The sequence below is a fragment of the Rhodanobacter denitrificans genome, assembly GCF_000230695.2.
GTDB lineage: Bacteria > Pseudomonadota > Gammaproteobacteria > Xanthomonadales > Rhodanobacteraceae > Rhodanobacter > Rhodanobacter denitrificans.
On record NC_020541.1, the window covers coordinates 1,047,463 to 1,069,162 of the forward strand.

Genomic DNA, 21,700 nt, shown 5'->3' on the forward strand with positions numbered 1-21,700 from the left:
GTCGCGCCATTTTAGCCCGTGCCGACACCGGCGTGCCTGTAGGAGCCCGCTTGCGGGCGATGCTTTGGCCACACATGGAAGAGCATCGCCCGCAAGCGGGCTCCTATACCAAAAGCCGTTTACCCCAGCTTCGTAGGCGGGCACCGCCCGCCGCTTTTGATCTTTGCCTCGTGGCGAGGTGTGTGGAGAACGGCCCTGCAGGTGCGCGTCAGCCCAGCAGCAAGGCGGTGTTGTCCGCGTCCGGGGTCACCAGCCGGTCGAGGCCGAGGTCAACGAAGCGGTGCAGGGCTGCGGCCGGGCGTGGGTCGCCGCGGCGGCTCGACCAGCTGGCCTGGCGTGCCAGCAGCGCCGCCGCGGCGCAGCGCGCCAGGGTGAAGGCAAGGCCGCGCGCGCCGGCTTCCAGCGTGTCGCGTGCGGCCGCATGCCGGTCGAGCCAGCGCGCGGCGGCGTCCAGCGTCTGCCGGATCGCGCTGGCCGCGTGCATGTCGTCGCCGCCGTCCAGCCAGTCGGTGCAGGCCGTGCGCAAGGGGCCCAGGCCGTCGCCGGCCAGCGCACGCAGGCTGTCCAGCGACAGCACGTTGGTGGTGCCTTCCCAGATCGCGTACACCTGCGCGTCACGCAGAAGTTGCGGCAGGCCGGTGTCCTCGATGTAGCCGGCGCCGCCGAAGCATTCCAGCGCCTCCGAGCAGATCGCCACCGCCAGCTTGCCGGTCCACAGCTTGGCCAGCGGGGTGAGCAGGCGCAGCAGCGCCGCCTCGTGCGGAGCAGCCGCGCCATGCTCGACCCGGCCGAGCAGGTGGGCCACCTCGAACGCCAGCGCGAACGCGCCCTCGAACTGCGCCTGCAGGTCGGCCAGCGTCTGCGCATGCAGCGGCTGCTCGATCAACGGACGGCCAAACGCGCGCCGGTGTTCGGCGAAGTCGCGCGCCAGGGCGATCGCGCGGGCCATGCTGGCGACCGCGCAGATCGCGTTCCAGCTGCGCGTGACGTTGAGCACCGGCGCCACCTGGCGCACGCCGTTGGCCAGCTCGCCCAGCGGCCAGGCGGGCAGGCCGTCCAGGTGGATCTCCGCGGTGGGCAGTTCCTGCGTGCCGAGCTTGTCCTTCAGCCGGTCGACGATCAGCTCCGGCCGGCGCCGCGCGCCGTCCATCGTCTCGACGTAGAACAGCGCCAGCGCCGCGCCGCCGCTGCCGGCGCCTTCCGGCCGCGCCAGCGCCAGCGCGGCCTCGCCGACCACCGCCGAGCTGAACCACTTGCGCCCGTACAGCCGCCATTGCCCGGCGGCGTCCTGCCGCGCGCGGGTTTCGGTATCCCCCACGTCGGAGCCGCCGGCGGTCTCGGTCATCCACTGGCCGCTGAGCCAGAAGGTGGCCGGATCACGGCTGAGGAAATGCGGCAGCGCGCGCTCGATCAGCTCGCGGTTGCCGGAGGCCTTGATCGCGGTGGCGGCGCCGTCGGTCATCGCCAGTGGGCAGGTGTAGAACTCGCTGGCGAGGTGATACAGGTAGACCCGGGCGAATTCCTCCAGCCGCGCGTGCTCGCTGTCGCCGTGGCCGGCGGCGAGCACGGCGTGGCGCGTCGTCATTGCCGCACCCTCCTGCCACGCCGGCGTCAGCTCGATGCGGTCGACCCGCTGTCCCCACGCGTCCCACTGCGTCAGCACCGGCTTGCGCCGCGTGGTGGCGCCTGCGCGCTGCCAGGCCATCACTGCGTAGTCGCCCAACGCGTCGAGATCGGCATCCAGCGCGGCGCGGCGGTTGGCCGGCAGTGCGCGGTCGAGCCAGGCCAGCAGCAGGCGGTCGCTGCGATACGGGTGGGGAAGTTGCGGCGGATCCTGCAGGAAGGCCATGGCGCGCTCCGACCAGAGTCGAGGTGTCGAGTATAGGCATGCGGGCGTTCGGTGCGTCGCGCTGGCATCATCGAAAGCCACTCCCCGGCGCAGGCACCATCCATGCGATTTTCCGAAGCGATGCAGGCGGTCACGCGCCATGGCGACGGCTGGCAGGCTACGGTCAGCGAGGACTGGCTGCAGGGACGCAGCGCCTTCGGCGGCCTGCAGGCGGCACTTGCGCTGCGTGCGATGCGCGAGCTGGTACCGACGGAGATGCTGCTGCGCACCCTGCAGGTGACTTTCATCGCGCCGGTGCCGGCCGGCAGCGTGGCCATCCGCGCGCGGCTGCTGCGCGCAGGGCGCAGCGTCATCCAGGTCGAGGCCAGCCTGTGCGACGGCGAACAGACGCTGTGCCGGCTGCTCGGCGTATTCGGCAGCGCGCGTCCCTCGACGCTGGACTTCCAGCCCGAACAACCGCCCGTCGCGGCCACGACGCCGCAGGAACTGCATTACGTCGAAGGCCGCATGCCCTCCTTCACCCAGCACTTCCGCGCCCGCTGGCTGCGCGGCGACCTGCCGTTCAGCGGCGGCCGCCAGCGCGACAGCGTGCTGCAGCTTTCCCTGCGCGACGACGGCCCCGTCGACGAAACCCACGTGCTCGCCTTCGCCGACTTCATCCCGCCGATCGCCCTGTCGATGTTCGCCGCGCCCACCCCCGGCAGCTCGCTCACCTGGATGCTCGAACTGCTGCGCGACCGCTACGACGACCTCGGCCTGGACGACTGGCGCGTCGACGCCGAACTGATCGCCGCCCGCGACGGCTACACCAACCAGAGCGTGATGCTGTGGGGGCCGGGTGGGGAACCGGTGGCCTTGAGCAGGCAGAGTATGGTGGTGTTTGGGTGAGGCGGGGGTCTTTCGTGTACGGCGTTCGCGTCGTGGTCATGCGCGTGGAAACACGGCGGGGATTAGACGGCGGGATTAGGCTGCACCAAGCGCAGCAAGTTGTTGGTCTGTGCAGGCCTGAGCTCTGTCGTGTATGGCGACGAGCACGGGATAGGCTGCAGGGTTACACTTCGTTTTGAAATTTACATAGCGTTGGGCGGCTTTGAAGGGACATTGCGATGGTTGGGTCCGTGAAGCGAAAGAAGGAGCTTTCTGCCTTTCTTCAGTTTGTAGAAATCGCTCAAGTCGATGCCGACACCTCATCCATTCGGCAACTCGAACCTCCTAATCCAGACATCATCTGCAGAGTCTCAGGCGGTGACCGCGGCTTCGAGTTGACTGCTCTAACAGACCCAGTCATTGAGCGGAAATTTGGCACAGGGAAGTTTCACTACTCTAACTATCGGATTGATATCAACGATGCTGTCGAGTGCATCGCGCGTAAAAAGCACAAGGTCTACGCTCTACCGCGCGTCGAACTAATTGTTCATGAGGGATCTACACCCATCGACGACCTGTGGCAATGGGATCAGTCGCAGCTCGATGCGGCGATTCAATTGGCAACGGACAAGTCCAACTTCTCAAGGGTATGGCTCGTCGACATAAGCAGCAGGAGGGCGCGTGCATATACTTCGAGCGCAACTCCCGCCTAGATTGGCGGAGCCGCCCAACAATTCATTCAAGCCGACGCTGCTTCGCGGCGCGGCTTGATTCAAGCGTTAGTGCGCAGGGGGGTGTTTAACTTGTTCAAACATAATGAGCACCCTGGTCGCGGCGTGCTTAAATCGGATTTCGAGGCTACCGTTCGTCATCTCGAAGCCGCTGATTCGTCAGTGCAGGTCGCTGTTGGCCATGCGATCAATCTGGCGAACAGCATATTTCGCAGCTCTTACAGCATCGGATCATTCCAAGCCCTTCCGATGGCGGAGCGGGTCGCCTACATTCACAAGCTCAACGAGATGCAGGTTAAGCTCCGTGACGAGGCGCAAGACCCAGTTGCATCGATAGGGTTCGGCTTGTTCAAAATGTGGATTGCCGCCGTTGCTGCAAACGACAACCAGCTCACGCGAGACATCGCGGCGCATCTAGCAAAATACAGCGAGGTGGGTGATCTTTCGGCATTGGAAAATGCGCCCTGACATTTCATTCAAGCGTTGAACGCTCACTTGACCAAGCCGTCGGCGCCGGCACTCCACCTACACCCCACCGAACGGGTCAGGTTCATTTATCAATGGTCAGGGAGTGAACCTGCCGTGTTCCCTTGGTAGAAAACACAGCCGGAAGCGGCCCGCTGATCAATCGCGCGTCGGCGCGGCCGGCTTCCGCCGTTTCACCCCGGCCCCCAGCGCCGCAATCAGCAACACGGTCAGCGCGATCTCCGCGATCGCCAGCCAGCGCTCGCCCGCCGAACTCCAGGCCTCGGCCACGCCGTGGCTGAAATAGAACAGGCTGAGGATGCCGACCCAGAGCAGGGCGCGGCGCACGTCGCGGATCGCCAGCAGCGGCAGCAGCAGGGGAACCAGGGTGATTGCCAGCACCAGCCAGACCGGCAGGGTTTGCGGCGGCACCAGCCACGCGTGCCAGGCGAGTTGCAGCACGACGAGCAAGGCCCAGGCGGCCAGGCCGACGCGATAGACGGGCAGGATGGGTGCGCGCATGGCGGCGGTCATGGCGTATCCGCCAGCCGGCGGGCCACGTCGGCCAGGCGGCGGCCCAGCGCGCGGGCCAGTTCGCGTTCGTGCTCGCTGATCGGGTTGTCGCCCTTGGCGCCGGCGATGTGGCTGGCGCCGTACGGGGTGCCGCCGCTTTGCGTGGCGGTCAGCGCCGACTCGGTGAATGGCACGCCGAGCAGCAGCATGCCGTGATGCAGCAGCGGCAGCGCCATCGAGAGCAGGGTGGATTCCTGGCCGCCGTGCATGGTGCTGGTGGAGGTGAACAGCGCTGCCGGCTTGCCGACCAGCGCGCCGCTGGCCCATTCGGCGCCGGTGGTGTCGAGGAAATGTTTCAGCGGCGCGGCCATGTTGCCGAAGCGGGTGGGGCTGCCCATCGCCAGGCCGGCGCAGTCGAGCAGGTCCTGTTTTGTCGCGTACGGCGCGCCGTCCGCGGGCTCGGGCGGCTGCGCGACTTCGGTCACCGGTGCCACCGGCGGCACCTGGCGCAGGCGCGCGCGCATGCCGGGCACTTCCTCGATGCCGCGGGCGATCAGGCGCGCCAGCTGGGCGGTGTGGCCGCTGCGGCTGTAGTACAGAACCAGGATCTCGTGATTCATGTGGCGTCGACTCGCGCGTTTGAGGCATTCACAGCCAATACGCTAGTGTACCGGCCGGTACCCACGATGTTGGTGGTCCGCCCGGGCCACCAGCGAAAGGACAGCGATGATCCGGCGCTTCAACCGCGAACGCACGAAGAGCTTCAGCCGCTTCATCTGGCAGCGCTTCGTCGACGACAAGTGCTTCGAGACGGCGGGTGCGCTGTCGTACACCACGCTGGTCTCGCTGGTGCCGCTGACGGTGGCGGTGTTCGCGATGTTCGCGGCGTTCCCGGTGTTCCAGCCGGCGCGCGACACGCTGATCAATTTCGTGTTCGACAATTTCGTGCCGTCGACCGGCGAGGCGGTGCAGGCGACCATGCTGGGGTTTGCGGCGAACGCCAGCAAGCTCACCGGCATCAGCATCCTGGTGATGCTGTTCAGCGCGCTGGCGATGATGATCAGCATCGAGGACCGGCTGAACCGGATCTGGCGCGTGCACCAGCCGCGCAGCTGGGGCTCGCGATTGCTGCTGTACTGGGCGGCGCTGACGCTGGGGCCGATCCTGGTGGTCGGCGGCATCGCGGTGACCTCCTACGTGACCGCGGCGCCGCTGCTGCACAGCGCCGCCGACCAGCTCGGCGGCGTCGCGCAAAGCCTGTTGAGCACGCTGCCATTCGTGGTGACGTTCTTCACGCTGTGGCTGATGTACACGGTGATCCCGAACTGCAGGGTGCCGCGCCACGACGCGGCGATCGGCGCGCTGCTCGGCGCGGTGCTGTTCGAGATCGCGCGCTGGGGCTTCGGCCAGTTCGTGCAGCAGGCGCAGACCTACCAGCAGATCTACGGCGTGCTGGCGGCGATCCCGATCTTCCTGCTGTGGATCTACCTGTCGTGGGTGATCGTGATCCTGGCCGCGTCGGTCGCCGCCTCGGCGTCCGCGTTCGAATACCACGCGCCGATGCACACGCTGCCCCAAGGCGCCGAATTCCTCGGCCTGCTGGTGGTGCTGCGCCATTTCGTCGAGGCCCAGCGCCGCGGCGACTGCGTCGACCCGGCCGAGCTGCGCGTACGCGAGCCGTACCTGCGCAGCGCGCTGATCGCCGACTACTTCGACGACCTGCAGCAGGCCGAGCTGATCCGCCGCGGCGACACCGGCGGCTGGCTGCTGTGCCGCAGCCTGGACAGCACCGACCTGTTGCGCGTGTACCGGCACACCGACTACCGCCTGCCGCTGCAGCCGCAGGAAGAGGCGGCCGCGCTGGGCATCGCGCTGCCGCCGGAGCTGCTGGCGCTGCTGGCCGAACTGGCCGCCGCGCTGCAGGCCAAGCTGGGCACCCGGCTCGACCAGATCTATCCCCCTGCCGCCGACCCGGCGGCTGACACCGAGGAACTCCCCGCATGAGCTTGTTTTCATCCTTCACCGCTCCGGTTGCCGTGCTGGCCGCGGCACTGGCGTTCGCCACCCCGGCGCAGGCGGCGATGCCGGCGCAGCCGACCCTGCACGTCGCCACGCTGGACGGCAAGACGTTCGACCTGGCCGCGCAGCGCGGCAAGTGGGTGATCGTCAACTACTGGGCGACCTGGTGCGTGCCGTGCATCAAGGAGATGCCGGACATCTCGCGCTTCGTCACCGCGCACAACAACGTCACCGCGATCGGGCTGGCCTACGAGGACAGCGAGCCGGCCGACATCAAGGCGTTCCTGGCCAAGCACCCGGTGGCGTACCCGATCGCCCAGGTCAGCCTGGACCAGCCGCCGAAGGATTTCGACGAACCGCGCGGCCTGCCCACGACGTACCTGATCGACCCCGACGGCAAGGTGGCCAAACACATCGTGGGACCGGTGACCGAGGCGTCGCTGGAAGGCCTGATCGGAGGCAAGTGATGCCGACCGCGCGGTTCATCGTCGGCGGCCGGGTGCAGGGCGTGTGCTATCGCGCCAGTGCCCGCGAGCAGGCGCTGGCGCTTGGCGTGGCCGGCCATGCGGTGAACCGGCGCGACGGCAGCGTCGAGGTGCTCGCCTGCGGCGAGCCGGCGGCGCTCGATGCGCTGGAGCGCTGGTTGCGGCAGGGGCCGCCGGCGGCGCGCGTCGATACGCTCAGCCGCGAGGATCTGCCGGAGCAGGATCTGCACGGCTTCCATACGGCCTGAGGCTCAGAACGTGGCCGGTACCCACAGCGCCTGGTCGGTGACGTGCTCGGTCTTCGGCTTGCCCTTGAGCTTCGGCAGTTTCAGCGCGGGCACGGCTTCCTCGTGCAACGGTACCTGTTGCAGCAGGTGGCGGATCAGGTTGATCCGCCCGCGCTTCTGGTCGTTGAAATCGACCACGAACCACGGCGCATGCTCGGCATGCGTGCGCTCGATCATCACGTCGCGCAGCCGGCCCATCTCCGCGTACTTCTGCCGCGCGACCAGGTCCACCGGCGACAGCTTCCAGCGTTTCAGCGGGTCGTCGGCGCGCTCGGCGAAGCGTTGTTCCTGCTCGGCCTGGTCCACCGCCAGCCAGTACTTGAGGAGGATGATGCCGTCGTCGGCGAGCAGCTTCTCGAATGCCGGCACGGCGTCCAGGAACGCCTCGTGTTGCGCCTCGCTGCAGAAACCCATCGCCGGCTCCACCACCGCGCGGTTGTACCAGCTGCGGTCGAACAGCACGAACTCGCCGGCACTCGGCAGGTGGGCGACGTAGCGCTGGAAGTACCACTGGCTGGCTTCGGTCTCGCTCGGCTTGCCGAGGGCGGCAATGCGGTAGCCGCGGGTGTCCAGGCTTTCGGTGATGGCCTTGATGGTGCCGCCCTTGCCGGCGGCATCGCGGCCCTCGAAGATCACCAGCAGCCGCCTGCCGCTGCTGCGCAGAGCGCGTTGCAGCCGGATCAGGTCGAGCTGCAGCTCTTTCATCGCGTTGCGGTAGCGTTTGCCCATGTCGATCTCCAATCCTCCAGACCTCCAGCCTCGAAACCCCTCAACTCGTCATTCCGGCGAAGGCCGGAATCGCACTTGCGATGTGCGAAAGCCGAAATGCGATGACCAGCTTCGCTGTTGAAAAGCTCCTCCGGCCTGCGCCGGAATGACGACACGGGGAGGGGTGGCTGCAGGGTAATCCAGCCTGCCGTGACGGTGTTGTCAGGCGCTGCCTAGCGCCTGCAGCAGGTCGGCCTGGTGTTCGCGGGTCAGCGTGTCGATCAGTTCGCCCAGGTCGCCCTGCATGATCTCGGGCAGGCGGTACAGGGTGAGGTTGATGCGGTGGTCGGTGATCCGGCCCTGCGGGTAGTTGTAGGTGCGGATGCGCTGGCTGCGGTCGCCGGAGCCGACCTGCAGGCGGCGTTCCTGCGCCTGCGCCGCGCTCTGCTTGCTCTGCGCCTCGTCGAGCAGGCGCGCCTTCAGCAGGCTCATCGCGCGGGCGCGGTTCTTGTGCTGGCTGCGCTCTTCCTGGCACTCCACCACGGTGCCGGTGGGCAGGTGGGTGATGCGGATCGCCGAGTCGGTCTTGTTGACGTGCTGGCCGCCGGCGCCCGACGCGCGGAAGGTGTCGACCTTGAGGTCGGCCGGGTTGATCTCGACGTCGTCGATCTCGTCCAGCTCCGGCAGGATCGCCACGGTCGCCGCCGAGGTGTGGATGCGCCCCTGCGACTCGGTTTCCGGCACGCGCTGCACGCGATGCGTGCCGGATTCGAACTTCAGCCGCGAGTAGGCGCCCTTGCCCTCGATGCGCGCCACGACCTCCTTGTAGCCGCCGTGCTCGCCTGCGTGTTCGCTGAGGATCTCGACGTGCCAGCGGCGGCTTTCGGCGTAGCGCAGGTACATGCGCAGCAGGTCGCCGGCGAAGATCGCCGCCTCGTCGCCGCCGGTGCCGGCGCGTACTTCGAGGTAGAGGTTGGCCTCGTCGCGCGGGTCCTTCGGCAGCAGCAGGAGTTGCAGTGCGTCGTCGAGATCGAGCAGGCGCCGTTCCAGCCGGTGCACGTCGTCGACCGCCATCTCGCGCAGCTCGGGGTCGTCCAGCATCGCGCGGGTCTCGGCCAGTTCGCGCTCGGCCTGGTCGTGCTCGCGCAGCGAGGCGGCGACCGGTTCGAGCTGGGCGTATTCCTGCGACAGCTCGCGGAAGCGCGTGTTGTCGCCGAGCACCTCGGGCTGCGACAGCAGCAGGCCGATTTCCTCATGGCGCTCGGCCAGTGCCTCGAGCTTGCGGCGGATGGTTGGGGTCATGGCATCACGTGAAGGGTGGCGGAGGCGAAGCAGGCTGCTTCATGAGTTGCGGAACGGGCGCGACAGGCGGCAGCCAGCCGCCCTCGCTACGCGTTCCGCGAGCCGCCGCCTTCTTCTTCGTCCAGACCGTACAGCCGTCCCGCGGCGTGCAGCAGGTCGAGGTCGCCGGAAAGCGCCGCTTCGCGCAGGCGCGCGCTGGGATGGTGCAGCAGCTTGTTGGTCAGCGTGTTGGCGAGGAACGCCAACGCCTCGTCGGGCGATTTGCCGTGGGCCAGCATCGCGCGGGCCTTGCCCAGCACTTCGTCGCGGTAGACCTCGGCGTGCTGGCGCATGTCGAGGGCGGGGTTCTTCAGGGTCAGCGCGCGGCGCCAGGCCATGTAGCGCTCCACCTGCAGGTCGATGATCGCCTCGGCCTCGTGCGCGGCGGCGGCACGCGAGCGCAGGTTGTCGTCGATCACCTGGCGCAGGTCGTCGATGCCGTACAGATACACGTCGGGCAACTCGCCCACGCCGGCCTCGATGTCGCGCGGCACCGCGATGTCGACCATGAACATCGGCTTGCGTTTGCGCGCGGCCATCGCCCGCTCGACCATCGCGCGGGTCACGATCGGCTGCCGCGCAGCGGTGGAGGAAATCACGATGTCGGCTTCGGCCAGGTGCTGCGGCAGGTCGGCCAGCGCGATCGCGTAGCCGCCGTGGCGGCCAGCCAGCTCCTGCGCGGTCTCCGGCGTGCGGTTGGCCACGATCAGCCGGCGCACCTGCTTTTCGGCCAGGTGCCGCGCGGCCAGCTCGATGGTGTCGCCGGCGCCGATCAGCAGCACGCAGGCGTGCTTCAGGTCGGCGAACACCTGCTCGGCCAGGCGCACCGCGGTGAACGCGACCGACACCGTGTGCGCGCCGATGCGGGTGTCCGTGCGCACCCGCTTGGCCACCGCGAAGGTGTGCTGCAGCAGGCGGTCCATCGGCGCCTTCAGCGACTGCGCCTCGCGTGCGAGCTGGTAGGCGTCCTTCACCTGGCCGAGGATCTGCGGCTCGCCCAGCACCATCGAGTCCAGCCCGGTGGCGACGCGGAACATGTGGCGCACCGCATCGTCCTCGTCGTGCCGATACAGGAACTCATCCAGTTTGCCGGGGGTCAGATGGTGATGACGATTCAGCCACGCCTGCGGGATGTCCTCCGCGCCCGCCGCGACGCCGACGTACAGCTCGGTGCGGTTGCAGGTGGACAGGATCATCGCCTCTTCCACGCCGGGCTCGCGGGCCAGCTCGTGCAGGGCCTCGCCGGCGGCGTCCGTGTCGAACGCCACCTGCTCGCGCAGGCTGACCGGCGCGGTGAGGTGATTGAGCCCGAGGGCGATCAACGGCATGGTGGTCGGAACATCTCGGCGGCAGGGATCCGGTGGCGTAGGCTAAGCTTGACGCGACGTCGCCAGGCGGTGACCAGAGCAGGCATGTGGATGGACAATAGTGTGCGGAGCGGGGCCGGCAAGTTCAAGCAACTGCGGCATTTTACGGCAGTAATGATGCTCGCGCTGGGCTTGGCCGCCTGCGCCGATGCGCCACGGCGTTCCACCCCGGAGACGATCGCCACGCCGCAACCGCTGGCGCAGCTGACGGTGGTCACCCCCGATGCCGACCACGACGTGCTGGCGCAACTGCTGGCCGGCGAGATGGCGCTGACCCGCACCGACCTGAAGGCGGCCTCCGCGCACTACGACAAGGCGATGGCCTTGAGCAACGACCCGCAGGTGGCCGAGCGCGCCGCCGGTCTGGCGATCGCCGTGCATGACGACGTCGCTGCCGAACGTGCGCTGCAGCGCTGGCAGACGCTGGGCGCCAAACCCGCCGCGCTGGCGCAGGCACGCGCCCAGCTGGCGCTGGATCGTGGCGATGCCGCCGAGGCGCGGCGCCAGCTGGAGTTCCTGATCGGTACCGGCGACAAGGATGCCTGGCGCCAGTTCGGCCGTGTGCTGGTCGGTGCCCGCGACCAGGCCCAGGCGGCCCGCCTGCTGGAGGCGCTGGCCACGCCGTCGCGCCTGCCCGGTGACGCGCACGCCTGGCTGGCGATGAGCGAACTGGGTGATCGCCTCGGCCGGCACGCCTACGCCGTGCAGATCGCCGACGCCGCAATGCAGCGGTTCAAGAGCGCCGAGACCTACGCCTGGGCGGCACAGATGAAGTTCAAGGACGGCGACCGTGACGGCGCCCGCGCCTTGCTGCAGAAGGCGCTGGCGAAGGAACCGCAGAGCATCCAGCTGCGCCTGGCCTACGCCGGCATGCTCGGCCAGGCCGGTGACTACGCCGGCGCCGGCCGGCTGCTGGCGCGCGGCCCGCAGAACGCCGACACCTACGCCATGCGCGCCGGACTGGCCGCGCACGAGCAGGACGGCAAGGCGCTGGCCGCGTTGTACCGGGAACTGCAGCACGCGTCGCCGGAGATCCGCGAAAGCAGCGCGTACCTGCTCGGCCAGCTGGCCGAGATGCAGCATCGCGAGGCCGAGGCGCTGGCCTGGTACGACCAGGTGGGCGACACCGACGAGCATGCGTTCGATGCCGATCTGCGCAGCGCGCTGATCCTGCACACGCAGGGCAAGCGCGCCGAGGCGCACGAATTGATGGGGCAGCTGCAGCTGGCCTATCTCGACCAGCCCGAGCAGCTGCGGCAGGCCTGGCAGGCCGATGCCGAGCTGTACCTGCGCGAGCAGAACTACGCGAAGGCCGAGGCCGCATTCAGCCACGCGCTGCAGGTCGTGCCGAACGACCCGGGACTGCTCTACGGGCGCGGCCTGGCCTATGCCGAGGCCGGCCAGGTCGATCAGGCCGTGCAGGACTTCCAGCAGCTGCTGAAGATCAAGCCCGGCGACGTCGATGCCAGCAACGCGCTGGGCTACACCCTCGCCGACGCTAACCGCGACCTGGCCGAGGCCGAGCGGCTGATCAGCACCGCCCGCGCCGCCAAGCCGAACGACCCGGCGATCGCCGATTCCTGGGGCTGGCTGCAGTACCGCAAGGGCAACCTGGAGCAGGCCGCGCAGACCCTGCGCGGCGCCTGGCTGGCGCGCAAGGACGCCGACGTCGGCGTGCACCTGGGCGAAGTGCTGTGGAAGCAGGGCCACCAGCGCGACGCGCAGCGGGTCTTCGACGAGGTGCGCAAGCTCGACCCGCACAACGTCGCCTTGCAGGAAACCCTGAAGCGGTTGCATCCATGAGGCGGCAGCTGCGTTTCCTCGCCATCGCCTTGCCGCTGCTGCTTGCCGCCTGCGTGCCGCCGGCGGTACGCGTGAAGGGTGACGCCGGCCTGCTCGGCGCGCAGCTTGCGCGCGAACGGGCGCTGGCGCAGGCCGACCACTGGGTGCTGCAGGGCCGGCTTGGCGTCTCCAACGGCAAGGACGGCGGCAGCGGCAGTTTCAGCTGGACCCAGGACGGCGAACAGTACGAGTTCACCCTGCGCGGGCCGGCGATCAGCGGCATGAATTTCCGCCTCAGCGGCGGTCCGCACGGCGCCCTGCTGGAAGGCGTGGAGCATGGCCCGTTGCAGGGCCCCGATGCGGAGGCGCTGATGCACAAGGCGCTCGGCTGGGAAGTGCCGCTGCGCGATCTGCGTGCCTGGGTGCTCGGCCTGCGCGCGGACAGCGGCCCGGCCGAGCTGAGCTTCGGCGAGAACCGGCTGCCCTCGCTGCTGCAGCAGGATGGCTGGACGGTCGACTACCGCGAGTGGGACGACGCCCGCCAGCCGCCGCTGCCAACCAAGCTGTTCGCCGGCAAGCCGCCGTACAAGGTGAAGCTGTCGATCGAGTCCTGGCAATTCCGCTGATCGGTTAGGCTTGGCGCCCCGCTGGCCGTCGTCGCCGCACCGGAACCCGAGCATGTCTTTCCCGATCGAACGCGCCGAGCCGAGCGAGGTTGAAGCCCTGTGCGCGATCGAGCGCGAGGCGGTGCAGCTGTTCCGCGGGCATCCGGCATGGCCCAGCTATTCGGCCGTGTCGATCCCGCCGGAACTGTTGCGCCAGGCGATCGACCGCGGCCTGGTCTGGGTGGCGCGGGATGAAGCCGGTGAGCCGGTCGGTTTCGTCTGGCTGGACACCGAATTGGCCGATGGCGCGATCGGCATTGCCGAGATCGACGTGTTGCCGGCGTACGGTCGGCGCGGCATCGGCGCGGCGCTGCTCGAGCACGCCTGCGCGTGGGCGCGCGAAGCCGGCTACCGGCGGGTGGGCCTGGGCACCCTGGCCGAGGTGCCGTGGAATGCGCCGTTCTACGCGAAGCACGGTTTTGCCGTGGTCGACAAGAACGCCCCGGCGTTTGCGTTTGCGCGTGAGCGCGATCGCGAGAACGGCTTCCCCGACGAACTGCGCGTGTTCATGAGCCGGCCGCTGGCGCCGCTCGCGCCCGGTGCATGGACGGTGTGGCCGGCGCCGGCAAAGCTGAACCTGTTCCTGCGCATCACCGGGCGGCGCGCGGACGGCTACCACGAGCTGCAGACGGTGTTCCGCCTGCTCGACTGGGGCGACGAGGTGCGCCTGCGCGTGCGCGATGACGGCGCGATCCGGCGCACGCGCGAGGTGGCGGGCGTGCCCGAGTCCGCCGACCTGGTGGTACGCGCGGCGCGGCTGCTGCAGGAACACGCGGGTACCGCGCTGGGCGCCGATATCGCGGTGGACAAGCGCATCCCGATGGGCGGCGGGCTGGGCGGTGGCAGTTCCGACGCGGCGACCGTGTTGGTGGCGCTGAACCAGTTGTGGCAACTGGGCCTGGACGAGGAGGCGCTGGCGGAACTGGGCCGCCGGCTCGGCGCCGACGTGCCGGTGTTCGTGCGCGGCCGTTCGGCCTGGGCCGAGGGTGTCGGTGAACGACTCACCCCGCTGGCCTTGCCGGCGCGCCATTATGTGGTGCTCGACCCGCACGAGCCGGTGCCGACCGCCGCGTTGTTTCAAGCGCCTGAATTGACACGAAATGCGCCGCGGGCGACAATTTCATCCTTTGCTTCCGGCGAAACGACCGAAAACGCCTTCGCGCCGGTGGTGCGTGCGCGGCACCCGCGGGTGGCCGCGGCGCTGGACTGGCTGGGCGGCTTCGGTCAGGCGCGGCTTTCCGGCAGCGGCGGTTGCGTGTTCCTGGAACTGCGTTCGCTGGAGCGGGCGCAGGCGGTGGCGCGGCAATGCCCGGCGGCGTTCACGGCGCACCTGGCCACGGGCGTCGACGTGTCGCCCCTGCATGAGGCAGCGGCGCGCCATCGGGGCGCGGCGTGACTGTTGGCGACTAGAGACAGATCGGACACGGCAGATACACACATATCACTGGGGCGTCGCCAAGCTGGTTAAGGCACGGGATTTTGATTCCCGCATTCGCAGGTTCGAATCCTGCCGCCCCAGCCATTTCATGATGGCTTTTGTTTCGAGGTAACTACTGTGGACACGTCCACTCCGATGATGCTGTTTACCGGGAACGCCCATCGTGCGCTGGCCGAAGACGTCGCCCACCGCCTGGGCGTGCCGCTGGGCAAGGCGCTGGTCGGCACGTTCAGCGACGGCGAGGTGCAGATCGAGATCGAGGAGAACGTCCGCAAGCAGGAAGTGTTCGTGATCCAGCCGACCGGCGCACCGAGCGCGGTCAACCTGTTCGAGCTGCTGGCGCTGACCGACGCGCTGAAGCGCGCCTCGGCGGCCAGCGTCACCGCGGTGATCCCGTACTTCGGCTACGCCCGGCAGGATCGCCGGCCGCGCTCGGCGCGGGTGCCGATCACCGCCAAGCTGGCGGCCAGGATGATCGGCGCCGCCGGCGTCGACCGGGTGCTGACGGTCGACCTGCACGCCGACCAGATCCAGGGCTTCTTCGACATTCCGGTCGACAACGTGTATGCCTCGCCGGTGCTGCTGGCCGACATCTGGCGCAGCCACAGCATGGACGACCTGATCGTGGTCAGCCCGGACGTGGGCGGCGTGGTGCGCGCCCGCGCGATCGCCAAGCGGCTGGACGACGCCGACCTGGCGATCATCGACAAGCGCCGCCCGCGCGCGAACGTCTCCACCGTGATGAACATCATTGGTGACGTCGACGGCAAGACCTGCGTGATGGTCGACGACATCGTCGATACCGCCGGCACGCTGTGCGCGGCCGCTGCCGCGCTGAAGGACCGTGGTGCGCGCAAGGTGGTCGCCTACTGCGTACATCCGGTGCTGTCCGGCCCGGCGATCAGCAACCTGGAGAATTCGCATCTGGACCAGCTGGTGGTCACCAATACCTTGCCGCTGCGCCCGGAAGTGCAGGCCTGCGCCAAGATCCGCCAACTCTCGGTCGCCGAGCTGCTGGCCGAAACCATTCGCCGCATCGCCTTCGGCGAGTCGGTGAGTTCGCTGTACGTGGATTGATTCCATAGATTTCGCCGTCGCGGCCTGGCCGCCCGGCACCATCGGCTTTTCTGGTCGCGGGAAAGTCACGAAATCGCCGCGAGGCGGTTCTTCACAAACCAAGGTAGCAACGAAATGTCCAAGACTCATGAAATCAAGGCGCAAAGCCGCAAGGACGAGGGGAAAGGTGCGAGCCGCCGCCTGCGTCGTGCGAGCTTCGTGCCGGCCGTGGTGTACGGCGCCGGTCAGGCTCCCGAGAGCATCCAGATCGAGCACAACACCATCCTGCTCGCCGCCAAGAACGAGTGGTTCTTCTCCTCGGTACTCGACCTGAACGTCGACGGCAAGGTGCAGAAGGTGCTGGTGCGCGACTGGCAGAAGCATCCGTTCAAGCAGCTGATGATGCACATGGACTTCCTGCGCGTGGACGAGAAGGCCGCGATCCGCGTCAGCGTGCCGCTGCACTTCCTGAACAAGGAGAAGTCCGCGGCGGCGAAGACCTCCGGCGTGGTGATCTCGCACAACCTGACCGAAGTGGAAATCACCTGCCTGCCGAAGGATCTGCCCGAGTCCATCGAACTGGATCTGGCCGACCTGAAGCCCGGCGACATCATCCACCTGTCGCAGCTGAAGCTGCCGAAGAACGTCGAGCTGGTTGCCCTGCATGGCGGCGAAGGCCACGACACCGCGGTGGTCACGGCCAACACGGTGCAGGAAGAGGCCGAGGAAGCGCCGGCTGTCGAAGCTGCTGCACCGGCTCCTGCCGCTGCTGCGCCGGCCAAGAAGGACGACAAGAAGTAAGCCGCGTCGGCCCGTGCTCGCCTGGAGCGCGGGCCGTCACTGCTGCTTGTCCGCATGGCTGGTTTGCGACTCATCGTCGGGCTGGGCAACCCCGGTGCCGAATACCTCCGAACCCGGCACAACGCCGGGTTCTGGCTAGTTGATGCCCTCGCCAGCGCCCAGGGCGAGCGCTTCGCCTTCGACGGCAAGCTGCATGGCGAAAGCTGCCGCGTGCGCCTCGGCGGCGAACCGGTGTGGCTGCTGAAGCCGGCCACCTTCATGAACAAGAGCGGCATCGCTGTGGTCTCGGCGCTGCGCTATTACAAAATCGAAGCGGACCAGTGCCTGGTCGCGCACGACGACCTGGACCTGCCGCCCGGTACCGTGCGTCTGAAGTTCGACGGCGGCCACGGCGGCCAGAACGGTCTGCGCGACATCGTGGGCCACCTCGGCCACGGCAAGTTCCATCGCCTGCGCGTGGGCATCGGCCACCCCGGTCACCGAGACCAGGTCACGCCGTGGGTGCTGGGCCGACCCTCGGCATCGGACGAGGATGCGATCCTCGACGGCATCGGCCGCGCGCTGGACGTGCTGCCGCTGGCGGCGACCGGCCAGTTCGACAAGGCGATGCAGTTGTTGCATACGAGCAGGGAATAGGGAATAGCGAATCGCCAAGGCGTTCCGTATCCCGTCGTTCCTGTTCTCCACTCCCCATTCCCTCTTCCCGGAATCCAATCCATGGGCATCAAATGCGGCATCGTCGGTCTGCCCAACGTCGGCAAGTCCACCCTGTTCAACGCGCTGACCAAGGCCGGCATCGCCGCGGCGAACTTCCCGTTCTGCACGATCGAGCCGAACGTGGGCGTGGTGCCGGTGCCGGACCCGCGCCTGAACGCGCTGTCGGAGATTGTCAATCCGCAGAAGGTGGTGCCAACCGCGGTGGAGTTCGTCGACATCGCCGGCCTGGTCGCCGGCGCCTCGAAGGGCGAGGGCCTGGGCAACAAGTTCCTGGCGCACATCCGCGAGGTCGACGCGATCGCCCACGTGGTGCGCTGCTTCGAGGGTGACGTGATCCACGTCGCCGGCAAGGTCGACCCGATCGCCGACATCGAGACCATCGACACCGAGCTGGCGCTGGCCGACCTGGAATCGGTGGACAAGGCGCTGAACCGCGCCGAGCGCGCGGCCAAGGCGAACGACAAGGAGGCGCTGGCGCGCAAGCCGGTGCTGCAAAAGCTGGCCGCCGCGCTCAACGAGGGCCGCTCCGCGCGCAGCGCCGGGCTGGACGAGGAAGAGAAGGCGCTGGTGCGCGACCTGTTCCTGCTCACCCTGAAGCCGCTGATGTACATCGCCAACGTCGCCGACGACGGCTTCGAGCACAACCCGCTGCTGGACGCCGTGCGCGAACGCGCAGTGAGCGAGGGCGCCGAGGTGGTGCCGGTATGCGCGGCGATCGAGGAGGAGCTGGCACAGCTGGACGAGGCCGACCGCGACGAATTCCTGAAGGACATGGGCCTGGACGAGCCCGGCCTGAACCGGGTGATCCGTGCCGGCTACAAGCTGCTCGACCTGCAGACCTATTTCACCGCCGGCGTGAAGGAAGTGCGCGCGTGGCAGGTGAAGCGCGGCGCCACCGCGCCGCAGGCCGCCGGGGTGATCCACACCGACTTCGAGCGCGGCTTCATCCGCGCCGAGACGGTCGGCTACGACGACTTCATCCAGTACAAGGGCGAAGCCGGCGCGGCGGCGGCCGGCCGGCTGCGCAAGGAAGGCAAGGAGTACATCGTCAAGGACGGCGACGTGCTGCACTTCCTGTTCAACGTCTGAGCCCCTTTCCGCTGGAAAGCGCGCTCAGGCGTCGGCGCCACCCTCGGTGATCTGCCGCTGCATGCGTCCAGGTAGGCGTCGAGTTCCAGCGTACTGGTGAAGACCTCGCTCACCGGTACCGCCTTGACGATGTCGAACACCTTGCGCACCTGCGGCTGCGGGTTCAACAGCAAGGTGTGGCCGTTGCGGGCGCACATGCTCTTGCGGATCCTGGCGAAGCTGCGCAGCCCGGCGCTGCTGACGTATTCCAGCTCGGCCAGATCGACCACCACGGTGCCGCCATCGCCCACCTCGGCTTCTTCCAGCAGGCTTTCGCAGCGGTCGAGCACGCCAAACACCTCCGCCAATTGGTTGTCGACGCACATCTCGGTGCCGGGCGGGGCGGCGCCGTGCCAGGTCAGCGCCAGCGCGGTGATGTCGTCGGCTTGCGCAGCGTCCGCCACGAAGCGGTCCACGTCGCCCAGCAACTGTTCGATGTAGCCGGCAGTGGGGGCCGTCAGCGGCACCCGGGCGAGACTTTGCAGGGTGCGTCCGATGCCGTACATCTGCTGCGCGTGGTCGCCGGCCTCGGTGATGCCGTCGGTGTACATCAGCAGGGTTTCGCCCTGGCGCAGACGCAGGCGGTGTTCCGGGTAGCTGGAATCCTCGTACAGCCCGAGCACCGCGCCGGTGGGGAAGTCCAGCAGCTGCGGCGTGCCACCGCCGCACAGGATGGGCGGCTCGTGGCCTGCGCTGGCCAGCACCAGGTTGCCGTTGCCGGTGTCGAGCAGGCCGCACAGCAGGGTGACGAACATGCAGCTGTCGTTGCCGCGGGACAACTCCAGGTTGAGCAGCTGCAGCAGGTTTCGCGGCGTTTGCGCGCGCGGTGCCAGCGCCTTGGCCAGGGTGATCGTCTGCGCCATGAACAGGGCGGCCGGGATGCCCTTGTCGGAGACGTCGCCGACCATCACAAAGAAGCGCTGCGGGTCGAGCATGAAGTAGCTGTAGAGATCGCCGTCCACCGCGCGGGCCGGACGCAGCGCCGCGTGCAGTTCGAAGCTGGAGCACACGGCGTCGAGGTAGTGCTCGCTGGGCAGCAGGCCGAGCTGGATCTGGTGGGCGATCTCCAGTTCGCTGGCCAGCCGCTGCTTTTCGCGCGCCACCCGCGCGAGGTCCTCCAGGTGCAGGGCCAGTTCGCGGCGCATCAGGTCGAAGGATTCGGTGAGGCGGCCGACCTCGTCGGGGCGTCGGGCCGGCGGCAGCTCGAAATCCAGCTTGCCGCGGGCGACGTGCTCGGCGCGGTCGGCCAGTATCCGCAGCGGCGCCATCGTGCGACGGATGGTCAGCAGGGTGATCAGCGCGACGCCCAGCAGGCCCAGGGCAAGAATCAGCAGGAAGATGCGCCTTACCCCGGCATAGATCTGGTATTCCGGAACGACCAGGCCGAATCGCCAGCGGGTGCCTTCGATGGGGGCGGAATAGACCCAGACCGGTCCGTGCACGCGCGGGTTCTGCGCTGTCGGCAGGCGCGTCGACTCGGGCTGGTCGCTGGCCAGCACCTGGAGCAGGGCCGGCATGCCGCGCTTGCCGACCAAGGCGGGATTGTTTTGCGCCAGGTAGTTGCCGTCGCTGTCCAGCACGAAGGCGTAGGCGCCCTTGGGCCTGGCCAGGCTGCGGAGGATCCGGTGCAGCCAGTCGAGCGTGACGTCGGCGTTGATGATCCCGGCAGGGTGGCCATCGCGGACGATCGCCACGGAAAAGTTGATCAGCTGGTGATGGCGGGACTGCGAATAGAACGGCCGCTGCCAGCAGCCGTTGGCGCAGCCGAGCCCGCCGAGGAACCAGTTGCTGTTCCGGTAAGGGGTGGCGTCGTGCGACAGGTTGCGACTGGCCAGGGTGCCGTCGTCCAGCCGACGCACGAAGGGCGAATGCGGCGGGGCGTCGGCCGGATTCGGCGAGGGCCTGAACGCCGCGGCCAGCCCGTCCATGTCCTGGTTCGCGGCCAGGGTGTCATGCAGCAGCGGTTCGGCGTCGTCCCGGCGGGCGTCGATGATCGCGGCAAGCATGCGTGCCGAAACCGCGACACGGTCGATCCGGGCCTGGATCTGGCTGCCGGCATTGGCCGCCAGGGAGGCGGCTTCGCGTTGGGTGTGCTTCGAGGATCTGCGTGCGGGTCAGATTGAGCAGCAAGGCCTCCGTGGCCGCCAGCACCAGGGTGGACCCGAGCAGGACACCCACAGCGCCGCCCGTGATGCAATGCTGCGCAAGGCCAACGGCGGATCTTCCGACTTCCTGTTGCGGCATCTAGCCACGAAGCTACGGTGGGCTGCAAGCCGGCGGACCGCGCGGGGGCGGGGGATCGCGCACGGTCAGGCATAATCGCGGTTTCGGACTCCACCCGTGAGGTGCCCAGCCCATGCCCGGACAGCAGCATGAAGTGAGCTTTCGCTTCCTCGCCCAACCCACCGACGTGAATTTCGGTGGCAAGGTGCACGGCGGCATGGCGATGAAATGGATCGACCAGGCCGGCTACGCCTGCGCGGTGGCCTGGAGCGGGGCGTATTGCGTCACCGCCTCGGTCAGCGGGATCCAGTTCGTGGCGCCGATCCTGATCGGCGATCTGGTCACGGTGCGGGCCCGCCTGATCCACACCGGCACCAGCAGCATGCACCTGGCGGTCGACGTGCTGGCGCGCGACCTGCGCAAGGGTGAGCAGCGCCTGGCCACCAGCTGCGTGATGGTTTTCGTGGCGCTGGACAGCCCGGACGGCAAACCGACGCCGGTGCCGCACTGGGAGCCGCACGACGACGGCGAACGGCGGTTGCAGGCGCAGGCCAGGCGGTTGCTGGAACTGTCCAAGGGCATGGAGCAACTGGTCGACCTGCACGCGGCTTCGCCGGACTGACAGAAGCCGGGCGCAGATCGCCGGCAGGCGCCGAATCACCGCCGCAAGGTGTTGACAGTTCGGGGCTCGATCCACACAATACGCGTTCTTTGTTGGAGCAATAACCAAGCGACCAACAAGGGCGGACCGCCAATCTGCCGGCCTGCGCCTTCGATGGTTTGCCTGGAACGGGCTCGATCAGTCCACGGGCGGGTTCGAAGGGGCGGAGGGCAGGATGCCCGAAGTCATCCACCTTCCGGGTGCAGGCGGCACGCGACACTCAGGACAAAGAAGATTCTGGAGGGATACCCAAGCGGCCAACGGGGGCAGACTGTAAATCTGCTGGCTTACGCCTTCGGTGGTTCGAATCCACCTCCCTCCACCAGAGCAAGTTGACATCGGATTGGCCGCTTCAATCGATGGCAGGTTTCACCGGGTCGCAGGAGCGCCCCGATACGCGACGCTAGAGCGGCGCGACCCGCAAGGGAAGGGACAGGATGTCCGGCAGGAGTTCCGCACAGAGCGGGAGTAGTTCAATGGTAGAACATCAGTTTTCCAAACTGATTACGCGGGTTCGATTCCCGCCTTCCGCTCCATTGCGCTGCCCCTGCCAAGCCAGGTTGACGTTGCATGTGCTGCACAAGTCGACGCCTTTTT

General features: G+C 68.1%; 20 protein-coding genes, 3 tRNA genes and 2 pseudogenes. 17 read left to right on the top strand and 8 right to left on the bottom strand.

Going from position 1 to position 21,700, the window contains the following annotated elements:
- Positions 1-208: 208 nt before the first annotated feature.
- Positions 209-1,849, bottom strand: coding sequence for an acyl-CoA dehydrogenase family protein (locus R2APBS1_RS04575; protein WP_015447061.1), 1,641 nt, complete (start codon positions 1,847-1,849; stop codon positions 209-211).
- Between the two features lie 102 nt (positions 1,850-1,951).
- Between R2APBS1_RS04575 and R2APBS1_RS04580 the strand changes: the two genes are divergently transcribed.
- From R2APBS1_RS04580 to R2APBS1_RS20015, 3 genes are all read left to right on the top strand, one after another.
- Positions 1,952-2,737, top strand: a complete 786-nt coding sequence (locus R2APBS1_RS04580; protein ID WP_008435539.1) for an acyl-CoA thioesterase — start codon at positions 1,952-1,954, stop codon at positions 2,735-2,737.
- 230 nt (positions 2,738-2,967) lie between these two features.
- Positions 2,968-3,429, top strand: a complete 462-nt coding sequence (locus R2APBS1_RS20010) for a hypothetical protein (RefSeq protein WP_155950974.1) — start codon at positions 2,968-2,970, stop codon at positions 3,427-3,429.
- A 90-nt stretch (positions 3,430-3,519) separates the two neighbouring features.
- Positions 3,520-3,915, top strand: coding sequence for a hypothetical protein (locus tag R2APBS1_RS20015; RefSeq protein WP_157769700.1), 396 nt, complete (start codon positions 3,520-3,522; stop codon positions 3,913-3,915).
- A 156-nt stretch (positions 3,916-4,071) separates the two neighbouring features.
- Here the strand turns inward: R2APBS1_RS20015 and R2APBS1_RS04590 are convergent, their stop codons facing one another.
- Together R2APBS1_RS04590 and wrbA are read right to left on the bottom strand one after the other, a co-directional pair.
- A complete protein-coding gene (locus R2APBS1_RS04590) occupies positions 4,072-4,446 on the bottom strand; it encodes a DUF2069 domain-containing protein (protein ID WP_015447064.1) in 375 nt (124 codons plus the stop codon).
- The gene (gene wrbA, locus R2APBS1_RS04595; protein WP_015447065.1) at positions 4,443-5,045 is read right to left on the bottom strand and encodes an NAD(P)H:quinone oxidoreductase; all 603 of its coding nucleotides are present in this window, start codon (positions 5,043-5,045) and stop codon (positions 4,443-4,445) included. The genes R2APBS1_RS04590 and wrbA overlap by 4 nt, the downstream gene beginning before the upstream one ends.
- Before the next feature lie 106 nt (positions 5,046-5,151).
- On the opposite strand from wrbA, the gene R2APBS1_RS04600 reads away from it, so the two are divergent.
- Genes R2APBS1_RS04600 through R2APBS1_RS04610 form a run of 3 tightly spaced genes read left to right on the top strand, consistent with a single transcriptional unit; the run spans position 5,152 to position 7,177 of the window.
- The gene (locus R2APBS1_RS04600) at positions 5,152-6,429 is read left to right on the top strand and encodes a YihY family inner membrane protein (protein ID WP_007514580.1); all 1,278 of its coding nucleotides are present in this window, start codon (positions 5,152-5,154) and stop codon (positions 6,427-6,429) included.
- Positions 6,426-6,911 (top strand): TlpA family protein disulfide reductase, encoded by a 486-nt coding sequence (locus R2APBS1_RS04605; RefSeq protein ID WP_015447066.1) that lies wholly within the window; start codon positions 6,426-6,428, stop codon positions 6,909-6,911. Before R2APBS1_RS04600 ends, R2APBS1_RS04605 begins: the two co-directional genes overlap by 4 nt.
- Positions 6,911-7,177: an acylphosphatase gene (locus tag R2APBS1_RS04610; protein ID WP_015447067.1), complete on the top strand. Its 267-nt coding sequence runs from the start codon at positions 6,911-6,913 to the stop codon at positions 7,175-7,177. Before R2APBS1_RS04605 ends, R2APBS1_RS04610 begins: the two co-directional genes overlap by 1 nt.
- 3 nt (positions 7,178-7,180) lie before the next feature.
- Here the strand turns inward: R2APBS1_RS04610 and ppk2 are convergent, their stop codons facing one another.
- The 3 genes from ppk2 to hemA all read right to left on the bottom strand — a co-directional run bounded on the left by ppk2 (position 7,181) and on the right by hemA (position 10,593).
- Complete coding sequence (gene ppk2 / locus R2APBS1_RS04615; protein ID WP_015447068.1) at positions 7,181-7,945, bottom strand: polyphosphate kinase 2; 765 nt, start codon at positions 7,943-7,945, stop codon at positions 7,181-7,183.
- A 201-nt stretch (positions 7,946-8,146) separates the two neighbouring features.
- Positions 8,147-9,226, bottom strand: a complete 1,080-nt coding sequence (gene prfA / locus R2APBS1_RS04620; RefSeq protein ID WP_015447069.1) for a peptide chain release factor 1 — start codon at positions 9,224-9,226, stop codon at positions 8,147-8,149.
- An 86-nt stretch (positions 9,227-9,312) separates the two neighbouring features.
- On the bottom strand, positions 9,313-10,593 hold the full coding sequence (gene hemA / locus R2APBS1_RS04625; protein ID WP_015447070.1) for a glutamyl-tRNA reductase: 1,281 nt from the start codon (positions 10,591-10,593) through the stop codon (positions 9,313-9,315).
- A 153-nt stretch (positions 10,594-10,746) separates the two neighbouring features.
- On the opposite strand from hemA, the gene R2APBS1_RS04630 reads away from it, so the two are divergent.
- The 8 genes from R2APBS1_RS04630 to ychF all read left to right on the top strand — a co-directional run bounded on the left by R2APBS1_RS04630 (position 10,747) and on the right by ychF (position 18,180).
- On the top strand, positions 10,747-12,435 hold the full coding sequence (locus R2APBS1_RS04630; RefSeq protein WP_027490734.1) for a tetratricopeptide repeat protein: 1,689 nt from the start codon (positions 10,747-10,749) through the stop codon (positions 12,433-12,435).
- Positions 12,432-13,040, top strand: a complete 609-nt coding sequence (gene lolB / locus R2APBS1_RS04635; protein ID WP_015447072.1) for a lipoprotein insertase outer membrane protein LolB — start codon at positions 12,432-12,434, stop codon at positions 13,038-13,040. The genes R2APBS1_RS04630 and lolB overlap by 4 nt, the downstream gene beginning before the upstream one ends.
- A 52-nt stretch (positions 13,041-13,092) precedes the next feature.
- Positions 13,093-14,475, top strand: a complete 1,383-nt coding sequence (gene ispE, locus R2APBS1_RS04640) for a 4-(cytidine 5'-diphospho)-2-C-methyl-D-erythritol kinase (RefSeq protein WP_015447073.1) — start codon at positions 13,093-13,095, stop codon at positions 14,473-14,475.
- Between the two features lie 49 nt (positions 14,476-14,524).
- Positions 14,525-14,601: transfer RNA gene (locus tag R2APBS1_RS04645), tRNA-Gln, on the top strand.
- A 51-nt stretch (positions 14,602-14,652) separates the two neighbouring features.
- The gene (locus R2APBS1_RS04650; protein WP_174315862.1) at positions 14,653-15,594 is read left to right on the top strand and encodes a ribose-phosphate diphosphokinase; all 942 of its coding nucleotides are present in this window, start codon (positions 14,653-14,655) and stop codon (positions 15,592-15,594) included.
- Positions 15,595-15,708: 114 nt separating this feature from the next.
- On the top strand, positions 15,709-16,374 hold the full coding sequence (locus tag R2APBS1_RS04655; RefSeq protein ID WP_015447074.1) for a 50S ribosomal protein L25/general stress protein Ctc: 666 nt from the start codon (positions 15,709-15,711) through the stop codon (positions 16,372-16,374).
- A 54-nt stretch (positions 16,375-16,428) separates the two neighbouring features.
- Entirely contained in the window at positions 16,429-17,010 is a 582-nt protein-coding gene (pth, locus tag R2APBS1_RS04660; RefSeq protein ID WP_015447075.1) for an aminoacyl-tRNA hydrolase, read from the top strand.
- An 81-nt stretch (positions 17,011-17,091) separates the two neighbouring features.
- Entirely contained in the window at positions 17,092-18,180 is a 1,089-nt protein-coding gene (ychF, locus tag R2APBS1_RS04665) for a redox-regulated ATPase YchF (protein ID WP_015447076.1), read from the top strand.
- A gap of 62 nt (positions 18,181-18,242) precedes the next feature.
- Here ychF and R2APBS1_RS20645 read toward each other — a convergent pair.
- Both R2APBS1_RS20645 and R2APBS1_RS20490 read right to left on the bottom strand, forming a co-directional pair.
- Positions 18,243-18,455, bottom strand: a pseudogene (locus tag R2APBS1_RS20645) (STAS domain-containing protein); the annotation flags it as partial.
- Positions 18,456-18,632: 177 nt separating this feature from the next.
- A pseudogene (locus R2APBS1_RS20490) lies at positions 18,633-20,288 on the bottom strand (SpoIIE family protein phosphatase); the annotation flags it as partial.
- A gap of 287 nt (positions 20,289-20,575) precedes the next feature.
- Between R2APBS1_RS20490 and R2APBS1_RS04675 the strand changes: the two are divergent.
- From R2APBS1_RS04675 to R2APBS1_RS04685, 3 genes are all read left to right on the top strand, one after another.
- Positions 20,576-21,064: an acyl-CoA thioesterase gene (locus R2APBS1_RS04675; protein WP_015447078.1), complete on the top strand. Its 489-nt coding sequence runs from the start codon at positions 20,576-20,578 to the stop codon at positions 21,062-21,064.
- A 278-nt stretch (positions 21,065-21,342) separates the two neighbouring features.
- Positions 21,343-21,428: transfer RNA gene (locus R2APBS1_RS04680), tRNA-Tyr, on the top strand.
- A gap of 137 nt (positions 21,429-21,565) precedes the next feature.
- Positions 21,566-21,639, top strand: a tRNA-Gly gene (locus R2APBS1_RS04685).
- Positions 21,640-21,700 lie beyond the last annotated feature (61 nt).